Genomic DNA, 14,744 nt, shown 5'->3' on the forward strand with positions numbered 1-14,744 from the left:
CCAATTACGAAGATGTTTTGCCGTATTGCCTGATTAGCTCATTGGTATTCGTTTTAGCTTATGTCGCCCTAGAAAAAAATATAATGAAACGCTCAAAATAATCTTAATTCAGGTCACGCCTTTTTAGCGAAAACTTAAGTTGCAAAAAGATATACTATTTCGGTTTAATTTTTTATGAGCAAAAGTTGATAGTGTTCCGATTTTCTGGTCACCGTTCTGTTTAATCAACTTAAGTAATACCTAGCTTAGCGGCGCTCGCAGCTGGTGCAGCCCCTGCAGGCTGAGCGGGTTGTTGGGTCGAGGCGGCTGCGCTGTACCTTGCAATAGGCATTTTTTAGGGCGCGCCTAGCCGCAAACCAATCACTGGGTTTAGCGATTAATAGGTTGCCATAAAAGCGTTTAGTTAAGGCTTGTCGATATTGCTCGATGAAGCTCGAATCAAAATCGATTTCAAAGTAAAGCAGTGCCTCTTCTATTCGCTTAAAGCTTTGGATTTTGTCCTGTAGTTGTTGTTCGCTATTCATTTTCTCACCTGTTTAACTAAGCCTAACAGCGGCCTGTTTCCTATTTATTGATATGGCATAATGGCCAGTCAATTTATTGCTTATGGGTGCCTTTTATTTTGCGCTTGCGAGACTATCAGCAGGCATCGGTAGATGCTGTTTTAACTCACTTTCGTGGCAGCGATGATGCGGCGGTGCTGGTGCTACCTACTGGGGCCGGTAAAAGCATTGTAATTGCCGAGTTAGCCCGCTTAGCGCGTTACCCCATTTTGGTATTGGCCCACGTTAAAGAGTTGGTGGAGCAGAATCATCAGAAGTTTAAAGACTATGGTTTTAGCGCGGGAATTTACGCCGCAGGCTTGGGCAAAAAGCAAACCGAGCATGCGGTCACTTTTGCCAGCGTGCAGTCCTTAAGTCGCAACCTTGAGCAGTTTAATGGCTATTATTCTTTGCTGGTGATAGACGAATGCCACCGGGTGGCTGACGACAGCGACAGTCAATATCAACGCATTATTCAGCATCTAAAAACGCATAACCCTCAGCTTAAAGTGTTGGGTTTAACCGCCACGCCTTATCGTTTGGATAAGGGCTGGATTTACCAGCAGCACTATCATGGCTATGTGCGTGGCCAAGCCGATGCTTTTTTCAAAAAGTGTATTTATGAACTGCCGCTGCGCTACCTAATTAGCAAGGGCTATTTAACCCAGCCGCTGCTAGTGGATGCCCCCGCAGCGCGTTATCAGTTTGATGAGTTGCCAGCCAGCTACAGCGAAGCTCAGCTAGATCAGTTTTTAGCACGTTGCCCTAGGGTCACTCAGGCCATTTGCCAGCAATTATTGCAGTTGGCCGAGCAGCGCCGTGGGGTGATGATTTTTGCCGCCTCGGTAAAACATGCCCAGGAGATTGCCAGTTACCTACCGGCTCAGCAAACCGCGCTACTCACTGGCGACACCGCCAATAAGCTGCGCGACCAATGGGTGGAGCAGTTTAAACGGCAGCAGCTTAAGTTTTTGGTGAATGTATCGGTACTCACCACCGGCTTTGATGCGCCCCATGTGGATCTCATTGCGATTTTGCGGCGCACCGCCTCGGTGAGTTTATATCAACAAATTGCTGGGCGTGGTTTGCGTTTATATGAGGGAAAAAGCGATTGCTTAATCATTGACTACGCGGGCAATAACTACGACTTATACCAACCAGAAATCGGCGAAGTAAAACCCAACCCCAACAGCGCTTTGGTGCAGGTTAGCTGCCCAAAATGTGGTTTTGCCAATATGTTCTGGGGAGTCTGCGATAAAGATGGCGAGTTAATTGAGCACTACGGCCGCCGTTGTCAGGGCTTGGTGCCAATCGATGATAATCCCGGCCAGCTACAGCAATGTGATTATCGTTATCAATACAAGCAATGCCCGCAGTGCAACGGAGAAAACGACATTGCCGCGCGTCAATGCCAAAGCTGTGGCTGTCAGCTAAGTGACCCAGATAAGTTATTGAAAGAAGCCTTACAGCTAAAGGATCGCATGGTATTACGTTGCAGTGGCATGTCGTTTAGTGCTCAAGAGCAGCAACTGAGCGTGATTTACCACGATGAAGATGGTGCCGAACTAAAAGAGCAGTTTAATTTCGCTTATGCCAAGGCGCGGCAAGCCTTTAATCAGCATTTTACTCGACGCATCAGCGGCCCAGCCAATTTGCCCAATACCGCAGAGCAGGCCTTACAGCAGCTAAATAACATGGTGCATCCTGATTTTGTTATCGCCAAAAAGAACAAACATTATTGGAAAATTGAGCACCGGATCTTTGATTATCAAGGGCCTTATCGTAAGGCCCATCAGCAATATTAGTGTGCAGTTTGCGGGACTATTTGAGTAGCTCGGGTTTAAGTAGTGGCGCCACAAAGCTTTTATGTTGCTGGATTTCCTCCAAGCTCAAACCGGTTAACTCATAAGGAAAGACCAGCCAGTCGTCGGTTTGGTGCAAACAAAAATCGGGGCTAATGTCAGTTTGGTTGAAGCTAGGGCGCTCCCACAAGGTGGCTACCTTCACCTGACTTGGCATGTTGCGTTTGAGCTTGCTGCTAAGGCGATTTATTACCGCTTGAATGTTATGGCCGCTGCTAAACACGTCGTCCACAATCAGCAAGCTGTCATCCACATTCAGGTTTTCCAATAAATATTGAATCCCATGTACGCGGATCTCCTCGGGTGCATTAAGAATGTTTTGATAGCTGCTTTGCCCCTGATAAGAGGTACGCAGCGAGATGTGGTCGGTATTCACACCAAGAGTTTGTAGGCACTCTTGCACGTAAATGCCCACCGCGCTGCCGCCGCGCCAAAGGCCGACGATGAAAGTGGGGCGAAAGCCACTTTCATAGATGCTGACGCCAAGGCGAAAGGCATCTTCGATCAGCTTTTCTTCATCGAGGTAGCGCTTATTCATGCTATGGGGGGGATTTTTTACTGCAGCATCTTTACTTGGCATATTGAAGGCCTACTCTTTACAAAACAATTTCACGATTGTGATTTTATACTATAACCTTGAGCACTAGGTCAGCAACGATTATTGGTAATCACTGAAGATGAGCGAAAAATTATATTTAAGCGGACAGTCCCTACTTGAAGATTCGTTCCGCTTAGCCAAACAAGTATTAGACAGCGATTTTAAGCCCACTTTCACCATTGCGGTGTGGCGAGGCGGAGCGCCCATTGGTATTGCGGTGCAAGAGTATTTGGCTTTTCACGGGGTGACCACCGACAACATTGCGATTCGTACTTCCTCTTATGCGGCGGCCATTGATCAGCAGTCTAAGCAGATTAAAGTGCATGGCTTGAGCTATTTGGTTAAGCATGTACAGCATCATGATAAGTTGCTGATTGTTGACGATGTATTTGATACCGGCCGTTCCATTGAAGCGATTATTAGCGAGTTGAGACGCTTGGCCCGTCTAAATACTCCGGAAGATATTCGCGTAGCGGTGCCGTATTACAAGCCCGAGCGCAATCTCACCGAGCGGGTGCCCGATTATTACCTGCACGAAACCAAGCAATGGTTAAAGTATCCGCATTCTTTAGAGGGCCTAAGCCCCGAGGAAATTGCCGAGCATCGTCCCGAGTTATATCAGATTTTAAAAGCCCACCTGTAAAACGATTTGAGAGGTAGCATGCTTAGCCAAGCCGAATTTTCCCAAACTTGTTATGAGAAGTTTTTGTCCTATTTTGATGAAGTGAAGCGGGGCAAAGGCGGTGATTTACAAAAGGGGCGGCTAGAAGGTTTTATGCAAGCCGCTGAGTTGTTAGGCATAGTTGAGCGAGCACGCGCTCAAGCCTTGATGGAACAAGCCCACATGCAGGTGTTTGGTGAAACTATTGCCGAGCGAGAGCGGCGTAAAAAGGCCTTAAAAGAATACGACGAAGAGTGGTTAAACATTCCCAGTATTCAGCGCCAGCAAAAATAAGTCACTTTGGTCGACTTCATGGGTGATTCTTAGATTTTAAAGAGGTAGAGATACCTATTTCTCTAGTTCATCGTTAAATCTTCGCCACAATGGTTTTAGCTGTCTCTTAATTGTTTTACTTTGCATGGTTTTTGCGGCTCTTAAACCATAGGTAATGAAGTTTCTACCGCCTAAATGAGTATAGCGACTATACAATTTTCTCTTATATAAGTTGCGTTTGGGAAGCCCTTTAGAGGCTCGGATGGAATTATACTTCTTCATGGTTTTTTTGGCTAAACGTATACCCTTTTTCATTTTCTCTGAGTAGCGAGCTAATGATGCGGAACGAATGTATGTGTCTTCACCATCAAACATAAACCCCAAGTATTGGAGCATACGATCAGAATTAAGGACTCCGTCTTTAAAATAGAAAGTTCTTAATTCTGTTTTATTAGGATTAATAGAAACTTTAAGCTTATCAACTTCTTGCCTTGCATAGCCAGCAACTTTATCGCGAAGTGGGGTTGGAACAATAAAGAGCATATCATCGCAATATCTATAGTATTTCCCACCATGAATATTCATATATTTTTTCATTTCAAGATCGAAATTAAACATATAGATATTTGATAGTAAAGCACTTATTGGAGATCCTTGGGGAATACCATATGGATGAGGGTTTGTAATAATTAAGTTTTTCTTTCTAACCCTTTCACGAAAATCTCGGGCAGAACACACCCTAAACCTTCCATTTTTTGGGTTGTTAGTGGAAATAGAGAATTCCTGATATAGCTTAAATTTATCTACTTTTGAAAATTTAGTTAATGATCTGAATACATTGAAATGATCTGGCGGTAATTTAGATTCACCTAGTAGGTCTGCCCAACTTTTTTTAAGTAATGCATGATCGAGAGTATCAAAGAACTTAGAAAAGTCTAATGCAACGGCACTGCATTCACCCATGGCTTTGATCTGTTGAAATGCTTCAAAAGCAAAATCAATATTACTTTTTCCTAACCCTCTGAAAGCCAGTACATTTTTATCTAATCCGCTAGACCTTAGTCGTTGTTCATATAGTTCACTAAGTAGGGAAGCGTAGTATGCATAGATATGGCTGTCGACATGTGAAGAATAAGCTATAGGTCGCTCTTTGGTGGCATAATCAATTTTTTTTGTATTTTTATCGCGGTTGATTTTTTTTGAAATTACAGAGTAATTAATTAGCGGGAAAAATGCATGTGTCAATACTAAGGCGGGGTTAGTTACTAACTTATATGCATTTTTATAGGCAATAGGTAGGTCGAAATGTAAATATCCGCGACGGCGATACCACTCTGGTATTTTTGTTGTCATCCTGATGCTCTAGCAAAACCGAGGCAGACTTAGAACTGCGGCAATTCAATACGCCTTACCTCGGCTTAACCAAGTTGTTTAAACAACCATCCATGAGTCATAAGACTCTTAGCCGCGTAATGTTAGAAATGGATTATACTATTACTATAACCGTGGAGGTATCTGTGAAGACCCTATTCCATCATGTCCAGTCGTCTTGTTGGTCGGCCTGCCTTATTGGCTTGCTGATTGTGCTTGACAACTTGTAACGTTCCTTTTGTTCAACAAATTATGATTTGTTAACAAAAGCATCGATATCATACGGGTTAATTTTTATTGTTTCAATATCGCTTATTATTTGATTGCTTTTACTTCTGTACTGCCGTCACTCGTACGCCTCAAACATATCTCTTATTTATCAACCAAGGCATTGAGTGCTAGCTTAAAGGTGGATAAGCAAACTGTTCGACGAACTGGGCGACTTTAGCTAAATGGGGCTGAAGCTGCGTTTGGTAGTTCAGCCATTTATAGCGCGAGTGCTGGTAGATTTCTTCCACCACTTGGTTGCTTGATGCCGACATCACAATCTTCTGCTGAGCGTGCTGATTAAACTGGCGGTAATCTTCACACACCGACAAGTTGAGAAACTCAAATAAAGCCTCGGCCTGAGGCTCCAAGTCTTCCACCAAATCTTCATAACGCACATAGTGAATATTTAAATCCAATTGCTGCTGATAGCGCTGAAATAGCGTGAACACTTGTTGGTAGTAGCTAAAGCAATCGGCTAGGCGGTTCAACTTAGCCTGTTGTTGGTTATTGGCCGAGTTTTGTTGGAAATTACTCAAACACACATCGGCTGGGTGGCGCAGGCAAAAGATGATTTTGGCTTTAGGAAATAGGCTTAAAATCAACGGCAGCTCTACCGTATACAGCGGAAACTTGTCAACAATGACGCTGTCGGGCTTCAGCTCAAAGCCCAACTCCATGATGTAGTCGTAGTAGCCTTGGCGCAATAATTGGCGCTCGCTGGGGCTAAGTGTGGCCAAGTCTTCGGGGTAGCGTTTATTCAGTTGTTGGCTCATCGCCTCGCCTACTGAATACAGTGAGCGGGTTTCACTTAAAGCTATCACTCGTTGTTGGGTATCTAGAATATTCTCTAACAAGGTGGTGCCCGAGCGATTAAAGCCCATCATAAATACCGGCTCTGGCTCGGCATCGTTTTGCGCTAAAGGAGGCTGCTGCTTAATAAAGTTCAAATCGAGTTTTTGATAAGGGGCGACTAAATCTTGGTGGCTTTGCATTTGGGCGCGTTGATGATTTAGCGCGGCCATGGCCGAGTAATCGTTAAAGGCTGCTGAGTAATCTTGCAGAAGGTCTTTTGCATCGGCGCGTAGCTTATAGGCCGCTTTTTTGCGCATAAAATCAAGCTGGTTAATTAGCTCATCGCTAAGTAATTCAATGCATTGTTCGGGATGTTTCTGGCGCAAGGCTAGCTCGGCTCGGTAGTAGACTATCCAACTCTTATTGGGGTAGTCGATAGCGGCTTGTTGTAATAGCTGTTCGGCGCGCTGGTGTTCTCGAATGAACATTAGGGTGTCGATGGCAAAGGCCACTTGCCACTCTTCAATTAAGGCGCTGTGTTGCAGCAGCGCTTCAATTCCATCTAAGGTTTGTTGGCGCTGGTTTTGTAGCTTGGCGGCGGAGATCTCTAGAGCTAGGGCTTTGGCCAGTTGGCCGGGCCAATGGCGCATTTTGGCGCAAAGCTCGCTTAACTGTTGGAAGCGCCCCTCGGCCAAATAACATTCTCCTAAGGGGCTGGCTATATCGGCATTGTCGGCTCCATCAATCAAGGTAAAACATTGCTCAAAAGAAGCGATGGCGGCTTGTAGTAGACCCAGCTGTTGTTCGGCTAAGCCTATGTTTTTATAACAGTTATTTCGTTGCTGAAGATTGTCGCAAAGGGCTAGCGCCTGCTGGTAAGCGTCGCGGGCTCGCTCAAATTTTTGCTGTTGAAACAAACTGTAAGCCGCCAGCTCTAAACTTTGAAAATTTTGCTGCGACTTAAGCTGATTAATTTTGTTTATAGTGGAAAAAGCCTGACTGAATTTACCTGCCTGCAAGGCTTTAACGGCTTTCTCCATAATGCGCTGCCGCTGTTCCGGCTTCATGCTGCGATCCTGTTTACTGAGCTAATTAGCACTTACTTTACTGAAACTGTACAGGCTGTCTTGTTAAAGCTTACCAAAATATGCGCTGGCGCTTTGTTTCATAAAAAATCGTTAACTGGGTGGGCTATTGCTGGTGAAATTTTAATCGCAAACATGTAAGCGTGAATAAATTTGTTCAGCTCTAACTTAAGTGAGCTAGCTCTCATTTTTCTGTTCTGTATTGGTGCAATTAGCAACTATAAATGTGCAAGCTATTAGTGAATGTTGATTAATTTGCAGGAAAAATTACCTCTTTGTAGGTATTAAAGTTATCGCTTTGATTTTTTATGTTGCCATTTTGTGTTGTTGGCGCAGCCCTTGCTATCTACTTACTGAGGTCAGGGGAAGACCAAGTCAGCAGCTAATCGGGTGTTGCTTGGTAGCGGTGCTTTCATCTGTATTTATATTAGATGAATCCGCCAGACCACAGTTTTTATTTATGATTAAGCAATATAGGGAAATATTATGTCTTATTTAGCACCTGCCGAGTTTGCCACCAAAATGGTTGACGCCGGTGAATCGAAAATTTTTATGTCTACTCGCGATACGGTTATTCGCGCTTTTATGGCTGGCGCTATTTTGGCTCTAGCCGCTATTTTTGCGATTACCATCGCGGTGAAAACCGGGGTATTCCTGCTGGGCGCCATCTTATTCCCAGTGGGTTTTTGTATGCTCTATCTAATGGGTTTTGATCTATTAACTGGGGTGTTTGTATTGGCTCCATTGGCGCTATTAGATAAGCGGCCTGGGGTAGATGTACGAGGAATATTAAGAAACTGGGGTTTAGTGTTCTTAGGTAACTTCGGTGGCGCCTTAACAGTGGCCTTTATGATGGCCTTCATCTTTACCTATGGTTTCAACGTGGATGCCGGTGCCGTTGGCGCCAAAGCAGCTAGCATTGGTGAAGCGCGCACAGTGGGTTATGCCGAGCACGGTCTAGGCGGCTGGTTAACCATCTTCATTCGCGGCATGTTATGTAACTGGATGGTGTCTATGGGTGTGGTAGGTGCGATGATCTCAACCACCGTAAGCGGCAAAGTGATTGCCATGTGGATGCCGATCTTCTTGTTCTTCTTCATGGGCTTTGAACACTCAGTTGTTAACATGTTCTTGTTCCCATTCGGCCTAATCATGGGTGGTGAGTTCTCTATCTCTGATTACTTCCTATGGAATGAAATTCCAACTGCTTTGGGTAACTTAGTGGGCGGTTTAGCCTTCACCGGTTTAACCTTGTATACCACCCACGTGAAGACTGCGCCCAAGCGCAAAGTGGCTTCGGCTGCGGTAGAAGCGCCAAGCAAATCAGCACCGGCTAACGCTTAAGCTTTGCCTATGACCACTAGCCAACTGCGTGTATCGATTGGCCAATGTTCTGATAAGGGGCGCAAGCCCCTTAATCAGGACTGCTACGGCGCATTTACTCCAAGCGGGGCTCAGCTACAACATAAGGGTTTTGCTGCGGTGATCGCCGACGGCATTAGCAGTAGCGAAGTGAGTCAAATTGCCAGCGAAACCGCCGTTAACAGTTTTCTAGATGATTATTATTGCACCTCCGAAACTTGGACAGTACAGCATGCCGCCACTCGCGTGCTGCAGGCCACCAATAGCTGGCTCTATAGCCAATCTCAACAAAGCCCCTACTATTACGACAAAAATAAAGGCTACGTTTGTACCCTGAGTGCCTTGGTGATTAAGGGCAATCTGGCGCATTTATTTCATGTGGGTGATACTCGCATTTATCGCTTAAACCAGCAGGGTTTAGAGCAACTGACTAACGATCACTGTGTTTGGGGCAGCGAGCAACAAAGTTACTTGAGCCGCGCTCTGGGCATTGAGCCGCATTGTGAATTTGACTACCGATGCTTAGCCATTGAGCAAGGCGATATTTTTCTGCTGTGTAGCGATGGGGTATACGAATACATCGACGCCGAGCAAGTACAGCACACCCTCATTTCCAACCACCATGATCTCACTAAGGCTGCCGAAGACATTGTTGCCACGGCTTATTTAGCGGGCAGTGACGATAACTTAAGCTTGCAGATTATTCGCCTAGAGCAAGTGCCGCAAAGCGCGGATAACAGCCTAAAAGAGCAAGTGGCTGCCTTGTCATTTCCCCCAGAGCTGCAGGCCAGAATGGAAATGGATTCTTATAAGATTATTCGCCCCATTCATCACAGCGCCCGTAGTCATGTCTTCTTAGCTGAAGATCAGCACAGTGGTCAGCAGGTGATTCTAAAAACCCCTTCGGTAGATCTACGCGGTGATGAAGAGTACTTAGAGCGCTTTTTTACCGAGGAGTGGATGGCTCGGCGAATTAACAGCGCCCATGTATTAAAGGCTAGCGCCGAGCCGCGCCAGCGACACTTTTTATATACGGTGTTTGAATATCTAGAAGGGCAAACCCTGCAGCAGTGGATCACCGACAATCCTAAGCCCGATTTGGCTAAGGTGAGGGAGATAGTCGAGCAAATTGCCAAGGGCTTACGCGCCTTTCATCGCATGGACATGCTGCATCAAGATCTAAAGCCCGACAACATCATGATTGATAAACATGGCACCGTGAAGATCATTGATTTTGGTTCGGTATGGGCGGCTGGTTTGGCCGAGCAAGTACAGGACCATACTCAATCGTCTTTATTAGGCACCGCCTTGTACTCTGCGCCAGAGTTGTTTTTAGGTTACGGCGGCAGCGTGCGCGCCGAGTTGTTTTCGTTAGCGGTGATTACTTACTACCTGCTGTCGGGGCGCTTCCCCTATGGAACTAACGTGGCTAAAGCTAAAACCGAAGCGGCTCAGCGGCGTTTGGTATATCAGTCGGTACTTGATAGCGAGCGGGAAATTCCGGTGTGGGTGGATGATGCCCTAGAAAAAGCCCTACACCCCAATCCGCAAAAGCGTTATTCGCAAATTAGTGAGTTTTTGGTGGATCTGCGCAAGCCCAACCAGGCCTTTATTAACAAAACTAGAGCACCGCTGGCAGAGCGTAACCCAGTGGCGCTGTGGCAGGGCATTTCCGCGATACTCGCAGGCGTCGTGATTTTTTTATTGGTTCGTTAAGCGCCAAGCTAACGGGCTGCATTTTGTTTAATCAAGATCGTTATTCAAGAAAGGAAGCAATATGATTAGTAGCAGAGAACAAGTCACCCAACAAATCGTTGCCAGCAAGGTAAAGAAGGGCATTAAGTGGAGCGAAGTGGCCAAGGCCATCGGCCTATCCAAAGAGTGGACCACTGCCGCCTGTTTAGGGCAAATGACCTTTGATAAACAGCAGGCCGAAATTATCGGTGATTTATTTGAATTATCCGATGAAGCGGTCGCGTGGTTGCAAATTGCCCCTTATAAGGGCTCGTTGCCCACTGCTGTGCCAAGCGATCCGTTAATTTACCGCTGGTACGAAGTGGTGAGTGTCTATGGTTCTACCATTAAAGAGCTGATCCACGAAGAGTTTGGTGATGGCATCATGAGCGCCATTGATTTCTCCATGAATATTCAGCGTGAAGCCGATCCGAAAGGGGATCGCGTGAACATTGTACTGTCTGGTAAGTTCTTGCCTTATAAGACTTATTAGGCGCAATGTATGAGTGCGGAGCCAGCCCTTGCGGCTGGCTTTTTGTTGAACAGTGTTTAACGACTGTAGCGCTGCTTCTTATTGCGTAGTCGTTTCAACCATTGAAAGCGCGCTAGGCGTTGCATGTCTTCAATGGCGTCGGTTTCGTCAATAATCTCTTGGCCTAACAACGTTTCTAGAATGTCTTCCATAGTAAGCAAACCCTGCACTTCACCATATTCGTTAACTACGGCGGCAATCAGCTCACGCGCTTGCAACAGGCTTTGGTAGGCATGGCGTATACTCACGCTGGCTGGCAACATTAATAACTTACGTGAGTACTCACAAACCGGTGTATCCCATTTGTTGTCAAGCGCGGCGCCGAGTAGGTCTTGTTTATGTACATAGGCGATGAAGTTATCGCGCTCTTCTTGGTAGACCGGAATCCGCGAAAAGGGCTCGGCCTGATGCACTGCAATGAACTCTCTCACGCTGCTGTTTTTCTCGATACGGTGCACCACCGCGCGTGGCGTCATAATGTCGGTGACTTTACGCTGCTCTAGGCGCAATAAGTTACGCAGCACCTGAGACTCGCCCTGCTCAATCACGCCCTGCTGGTGGCCCAGCTCTGCTAGGGCACTAATTTCTTCGCGTAGGTTAGAAAAGTCTTCTTCGTGGTTACCAATGCGCGCGGTGATGCGGTCGCTTAACCAAACAAAGGGGGCAAATAGCTTAATCATTAGCGGTAGCAACCAAGCGGCAAAGGGCGCGAGTTGTCGCCAATAAGTTACGCCAAGAGTTTTAGGCACAATTTCCGACAAGACCAATACCAATATCGTCATAATCGCCGAAGAAATGGCTAAATATTGAGAGCCATAAAGAGCCGCGACCTGAGCACCCACACCGGCGGCGCCTGCGGTATGCGCTACGGTATTAAGGCTAAGAATCGCCGCCAGTGGCTTATCAATACTGTCTTTTAATTTGGATAAACGTTGGGCAACTTTGGGGGATTGTTGTTGCTGCAGTTGAATGTAGCTAGGCGACACACTCAGTAGCACCGCTTCTAAGACGGAACATAAAAACGATACAAAAATGGCGAGACATAAAAAACTCACTAACAGAAACACGTAATTAACCCTGTTTGCTTAAAATTTGGCCCTTGAAGGCGTGAACGTTTAGCCAGCAAGGCTAGCTTAATCATCGCTGGCTAACAAGTGATATACAGTTAAGTCAGAATCATATAGCGGTTTTGTCGCTGAGATCTCTCTATAAAATCATTGTATAAATGAAGCTCAAAGAGTGTGGAAAGCAAACATAAGCGATGGGAGCGTTACAGCTTGTTTGTTTTCCCTAGTATTTTATGTTTTTGGTCCATTGTGATTAATCAAATTAAGTTTAGGTACGACAAGTTGACTTAAATCATATTTATATCAATAGGGCTTTAAAGCCGCTACTTTTGCTGATAACGTACTGGGCTGTTAAGTTCAACTAAATATAAACATCACTCAAGACAAGGATGCTAACATGAGTGAAATACTATTATGCAACCAGCCAACAAAGGTTGATTTTCTAAGTAAATATTGTGGTATCGACTCTAATTTAATACATGCCAAAGAATGTTCTAAACCTGTTTCTATATCAGCTTTCACGCCTTATGCACTTGGTCCTGAGCTGAATACGCTGGACTCTCATATCATCTCAAGATTATCTACACCTAAAGTTGCCAATAATCTCACTAATCTTTCCTTATCTTTTGGTGCCGATAACACGATTGCACTAGCTGAAATGACAAAAAAGCTCCAAGAATACAATGTAGGCCTAGTAGGCGCTTCAACAAGTGTCTATGCTAATCGGCTTGGCGGGTTTGCTGGTGCCGTTAAACAGTATCAAGATGCGCTTATGGCTTATCGAGGAGCCATGAATTCCAATGCAGCAACAAAAACCATTGCCAAGCAAAAAGCATTTAAAGCCTTTCAAAACTTACAGTTCCGCTTTAGGCAAGAACTTAATGCAATTAATGTTGGTGTTAGAGCGCGAAGAGGTACGCCATTATCTAGTGCGACGCGTGCAACCAATATTGCTCGTAGCAGCCGTAATGTTGTAAAGCTAAATGTCACCTCTCAGGTACAAGCTCATAATTTAGTTAAGTTTACACAACATGCTAAATTTCTAGGTAATGGCCTTGCCGTCATTGATTTCACCAGTCGCATAGGCAATGTTCATAGCTCTTATAAGGCCGGCGGTGAGTGGGAAAGAGAGTTGTTTATTGAATCGAGTAGTTTTGCTTTTAGTGCCATTGCTGGTTCGATTGCACTAAAAGCAGGGTTGGGGTTATTAATGGTCGCTACACCTGTTGGCTGGGTTGGGCTTATTGTTGGAGGGCTGGCCGTAGCGGGAACTGCAGCAGCAGTTTCTATAGGGGTAAATGGTTTAGTTAAAGAAAATAGTGGCAGTTGGTACGATTCTATAATGAAATCGATAGGTATTTTATGACTTTGGAAGCTACGTTTCTAGCTATTCCCGCGGTATTTGCTTTTTTTGCATGTATTTTGTATGTGTTATTTGGCCAAATTACAGTAAGGAAATTAAGAAAGAACCCAGAGACAAAAGGGCAGCTTGGTGTTGAGTTTTTTAGCGGTTGGGATATCTTAAATGTTGCCGCGGCTTTATCTAGGCCAAAATGGTTATCTGAAAAGTTCAAAAAATCAAGATTCTCTTTTCTATCAGCAAATTATGATGTCTTATTTATTAATACGACATTATTTGACCGGATATTAGCGCGGGTGTTTTGGTTTGCGTATGTTGCTGCTGGTACTGGAATGATATTCGTGTTGATTCTGCATTGGTTTGGATTTTTTGAGTAGCATCCTGTTTCACAAGCTGCGTAGGAAATGTTTATAGCCGTAAAAAGCAATAGTGGAGTTTGGTATGACTCAATAATGAAGGCGCTACAATTTTAATGACTATATTCTCCAAGTTGCTAGCATTGATATTTATTTTAATGTTTGTTACATGTGTTCTTTACGTTGTTTTTGGGCTGGCAACGGTCAGAAAGCTCAGGAAAAACCCAAAAACTAAAGATGCTCTTGGGGCCGAGTTTGTAAGCGGTTGGGATATTATCAATGTGGCTCAGGCCTTGGCTTTCCCTGCTTCATGGATAAATAAGTTAGAAGAATCCCAGCTTTCATTTCTATACGCAAATGCAAAAATACTTCGTGAAAATACGACTAGACTAGATCGAATCTTGGGGTCAGTGTTTTACTGGATAATGATGTTCTCAGGTTTAGCAGGCGTTATGCTAGTACTTTTAAATTCTTTGGGCTTTATACCTGAATAGATAAAAGGACCGAGTCACTTTGTATCGTCAAAATGACTCCGATCTTTTATAGCATACTCTAACCACCCTGCGGTTACGCTTCAATCACAAGTGCTTTTGGGGTAATTGTGATTTTCCCAGTACCGCTACTATCAAAATGAAGCCTTCTTCTTTGGTAAAATAAGCACAGTGCTTAGCAAGGGGAAAGTAAAATCCGTTTGGGTAAATATCATCACAACTTAAAGCAAGCGCTTGATTGTCGGCCAGCATCTGAAATCCAGTGAGTAGGGTCTTTTTGTAGCTTTGCCATTGCCGCTCGGAGTAATTGCTAATGGTGTAGCCTTTTATTTTGCGTAGATGAGCCTGAGCGAGCTGACTGAGTTTGTATTTATGTTTTTGCATGAGG

Annotated in this window: 15 protein-coding genes; 9 read left to right on the top strand and 6 right to left on the bottom strand. The window is 44.8% G+C overall.

Features of this window, described 5'->3' with window-relative positions:
- Positions 1-245: 245 nt before the first annotated feature.
- Positions 246-524 (bottom strand): hypothetical protein, encoded by a 279-nt coding sequence (locus AR383_RS18600; RefSeq protein ID WP_055734487.1) that lies wholly within the window; start codon positions 522-524, stop codon positions 246-248.
- A gap of 98 nt (positions 525-622) precedes the next feature.
- On the opposite strand from AR383_RS18600, the gene AR383_RS18605 reads away from it, so the two are divergent.
- Complete coding sequence (locus AR383_RS18605) at positions 623-2,347, top strand: DNA repair helicase RadD (protein WP_055735093.1); 1,725 nt, start codon at positions 623-625, stop codon at positions 2,345-2,347.
- A gap of 16 nt (positions 2,348-2,363) precedes the next feature.
- Here the strand turns inward: AR383_RS18605 and AR383_RS18610 are convergent, their stop codons facing one another.
- Positions 2,364-2,984, bottom strand: a complete 621-nt coding sequence (locus tag AR383_RS18610) for a phosphoribosyltransferase (RefSeq protein ID WP_229711141.1) — start codon at positions 2,982-2,984, stop codon at positions 2,364-2,366.
- A gap of 97 nt (positions 2,985-3,081) precedes the next feature.
- Here AR383_RS18610 and AR383_RS18615 point away from each other — a divergent pair, with 97 nt between their 5' ends.
- Both AR383_RS18615 and AR383_RS18620 read left to right on the top strand, forming a co-directional pair.
- The gene (locus tag AR383_RS18615; protein WP_055734488.1) at positions 3,082-3,645 is read left to right on the top strand and encodes a phosphoribosyltransferase; all 564 of its coding nucleotides are present in this window, start codon (positions 3,082-3,084) and stop codon (positions 3,643-3,645) included.
- An 18-nt stretch (positions 3,646-3,663) separates the two neighbouring features.
- Entirely contained in the window at positions 3,664-3,957 is a 294-nt protein-coding gene (locus AR383_RS18620; protein WP_055734489.1) for a hypothetical protein, read from the top strand.
- A 54-nt stretch (positions 3,958-4,011) separates the two neighbouring features.
- Here the strand turns inward: AR383_RS18620 and drt2 are convergent, their stop codons facing one another.
- Both drt2 and AR383_RS18630 read right to left on the bottom strand, forming a co-directional pair.
- Positions 4,012-5,289: an antiviral reverse transcriptase Drt2 gene (gene drt2, locus AR383_RS18625; protein ID WP_055734490.1), complete on the bottom strand. Its 1,278-nt coding sequence runs from the start codon at positions 5,287-5,289 to the stop codon at positions 4,012-4,014.
- Between the two features lie 416 nt (positions 5,290-5,705).
- Positions 5,706-7,436 carry a sulfotransferase family protein gene (locus AR383_RS18630; RefSeq protein WP_055734491.1) on the bottom strand — a complete coding sequence of 577 codons (1,731 nt, stop codon included), beginning with the start codon at positions 7,434-7,436 and terminating at the stop codon, positions 5,706-5,708.
- A 504-nt stretch (positions 7,437-7,940) separates the two neighbouring features.
- Here AR383_RS18630 and AR383_RS18635 point away from each other — a divergent pair.
- The 3 genes from AR383_RS18635 (at position 7,941) to cynS (ending at position 11,043) form a co-directional block, all read left to right on the top strand.
- Positions 7,941-8,798 (top strand): formate/nitrite transporter family protein, encoded by an 858-nt coding sequence (locus AR383_RS18635; protein ID WP_055734492.1) that lies wholly within the window; start codon positions 7,941-7,943, stop codon positions 8,796-8,798.
- Positions 8,799-8,807: 9 nt separating this feature from the next.
- Positions 8,808-10,532, top strand: coding sequence for a bifunctional protein-serine/threonine kinase/phosphatase (locus AR383_RS18640; protein WP_055734493.1), 1,725 nt, complete (start codon positions 8,808-8,810; stop codon positions 10,530-10,532).
- A gap of 61 nt (positions 10,533-10,593) precedes the next feature.
- Positions 10,594-11,043: a cyanase gene (cynS, locus tag AR383_RS18645; RefSeq protein ID WP_055734494.1), complete on the top strand. Its 450-nt coding sequence runs from the start codon at positions 10,594-10,596 to the stop codon at positions 11,041-11,043.
- A 56-nt stretch (positions 11,044-11,099) separates the two neighbouring features.
- Here cynS and AR383_RS18650 read toward each other — a convergent pair whose 3' ends face one another.
- Positions 11,100-12,149, bottom strand: coding sequence for a CNNM domain-containing protein (locus AR383_RS18650; protein ID WP_055734495.1), 1,050 nt, complete (start codon positions 12,147-12,149; stop codon positions 11,100-11,102).
- 397 nt (positions 12,150-12,546) lie between these two features.
- On the opposite strand from AR383_RS18650, the gene AR383_RS18655 reads away from it, so the two are divergent.
- The 3 genes from AR383_RS18655 (at position 12,547) to AR383_RS18665 (ending at position 14,359) form a co-directional block, all read left to right on the top strand.
- Positions 12,547-13,515, top strand: a complete 969-nt coding sequence (locus AR383_RS18655; RefSeq protein ID WP_055734496.1) for a hypothetical protein — start codon at positions 12,547-12,549, stop codon at positions 13,513-13,515.
- A complete protein-coding gene (locus AR383_RS18660; RefSeq protein ID WP_055734497.1) occupies positions 13,512-13,886 on the top strand; it encodes a hypothetical protein in 375 nt (124 codons plus the stop codon). Before AR383_RS18655 ends, AR383_RS18660 begins: the two co-directional genes overlap by 4 nt.
- Before the next feature lie 95 nt (positions 13,887-13,981).
- A complete protein-coding gene (locus AR383_RS18665; protein WP_055734498.1) occupies positions 13,982-14,359 on the top strand; it encodes a hypothetical protein in 378 nt (125 codons plus the stop codon).
- Positions 14,360-14,443: 84 nt separating this feature from the next.
- Here the strand turns inward: AR383_RS18665 and AR383_RS18670 are convergent, their stop codons facing one another.
- Positions 14,444-14,740, bottom strand: coding sequence for a type II toxin-antitoxin system RelE/ParE family toxin (locus AR383_RS18670; RefSeq protein ID WP_055734499.1), 297 nt, complete (start codon positions 14,738-14,740; stop codon positions 14,444-14,446).
- Positions 14,741-14,744: the final 4 nt, after the last annotated feature.

The sequence above is a fragment of the Agarivorans gilvus genome, from assembly GCF_001420915.1.
Classification (GTDB): Bacteria; Pseudomonadota; Gammaproteobacteria; order Enterobacterales; family Celerinatantimonadaceae; genus Agarivorans; species Agarivorans gilvus.

Excerpts from the sequence above, each read along its gene's own strand:
- AR383_RS18655 (WP_055734496.1), top strand. The coding sequence starts at position 12,547 with ATGAGTGAAATACTATTATGCAACCAGCCAACAAAGGTTGATTTTCTA.
- cynS (WP_055734494.1), top strand. The coding sequence starts at position 10,594 with ATGATTAGTAGCAGAGAACAAGTCACCCAACAAATCGTTGCCAGCAAG.
- AR383_RS18600 (WP_055734487.1), bottom strand. The coding sequence starts at position 524 with ATGAATAGCGAACAACAACTACAGGACAAAATCCAAAGCTTTAAGCGA.
- AR383_RS18610 (WP_229711141.1), bottom strand. The coding sequence starts at position 2,984 with ATGCCAAGTAAAGATGCTGCAGTAAAAAATCCCCCCCATAGCATGAAT.
- AR383_RS18615 (WP_055734488.1), top strand. The coding sequence starts at position 3,082 with ATGAGCGAAAAATTATATTTAAGCGGACAGTCCCTACTTGAAGATTCG.
- AR383_RS18665 (WP_055734498.1), top strand. The coding sequence starts at position 13,982 with ATGACTATATTCTCCAAGTTGCTAGCATTGATATTTATTTTAATGTTT.
- drt2 (WP_055734490.1), bottom strand. The coding sequence starts at position 5,289 with ATGACAACAAAAATACCAGAGTGGTATCGCCGTCGCGGATATTTACAT.
- AR383_RS18640 (WP_055734493.1), top strand. The coding sequence starts at position 8,808 with ATGACCACTAGCCAACTGCGTGTATCGATTGGCCAATGTTCTGATAAG.
- AR383_RS18635 (WP_055734492.1), top strand. The coding sequence starts at position 7,941 with ATGTCTTATTTAGCACCTGCCGAGTTTGCCACCAAAATGGTTGACGCC.
- AR383_RS18620 (WP_055734489.1), top strand. The coding sequence starts at position 3,664 with ATGCTTAGCCAAGCCGAATTTTCCCAAACTTGTTATGAGAAGTTTTTG.
- AR383_RS18660 (WP_055734497.1), top strand. The coding sequence starts at position 13,512 with ATGACTTTGGAAGCTACGTTTCTAGCTATTCCCGCGGTATTTGCTTTT.
- AR383_RS18630 (WP_055734491.1), bottom strand. The coding sequence starts at position 7,436 with ATGAAGCCGGAACAGCGGCAGCGCATTATGGAGAAAGCCGTTAAAGCC.
- AR383_RS18670 (WP_055734499.1), bottom strand. The coding sequence starts at position 14,740 with ATGCAAAAACATAAATACAAACTCAGTCAGCTCGCTCAGGCTCATCTA.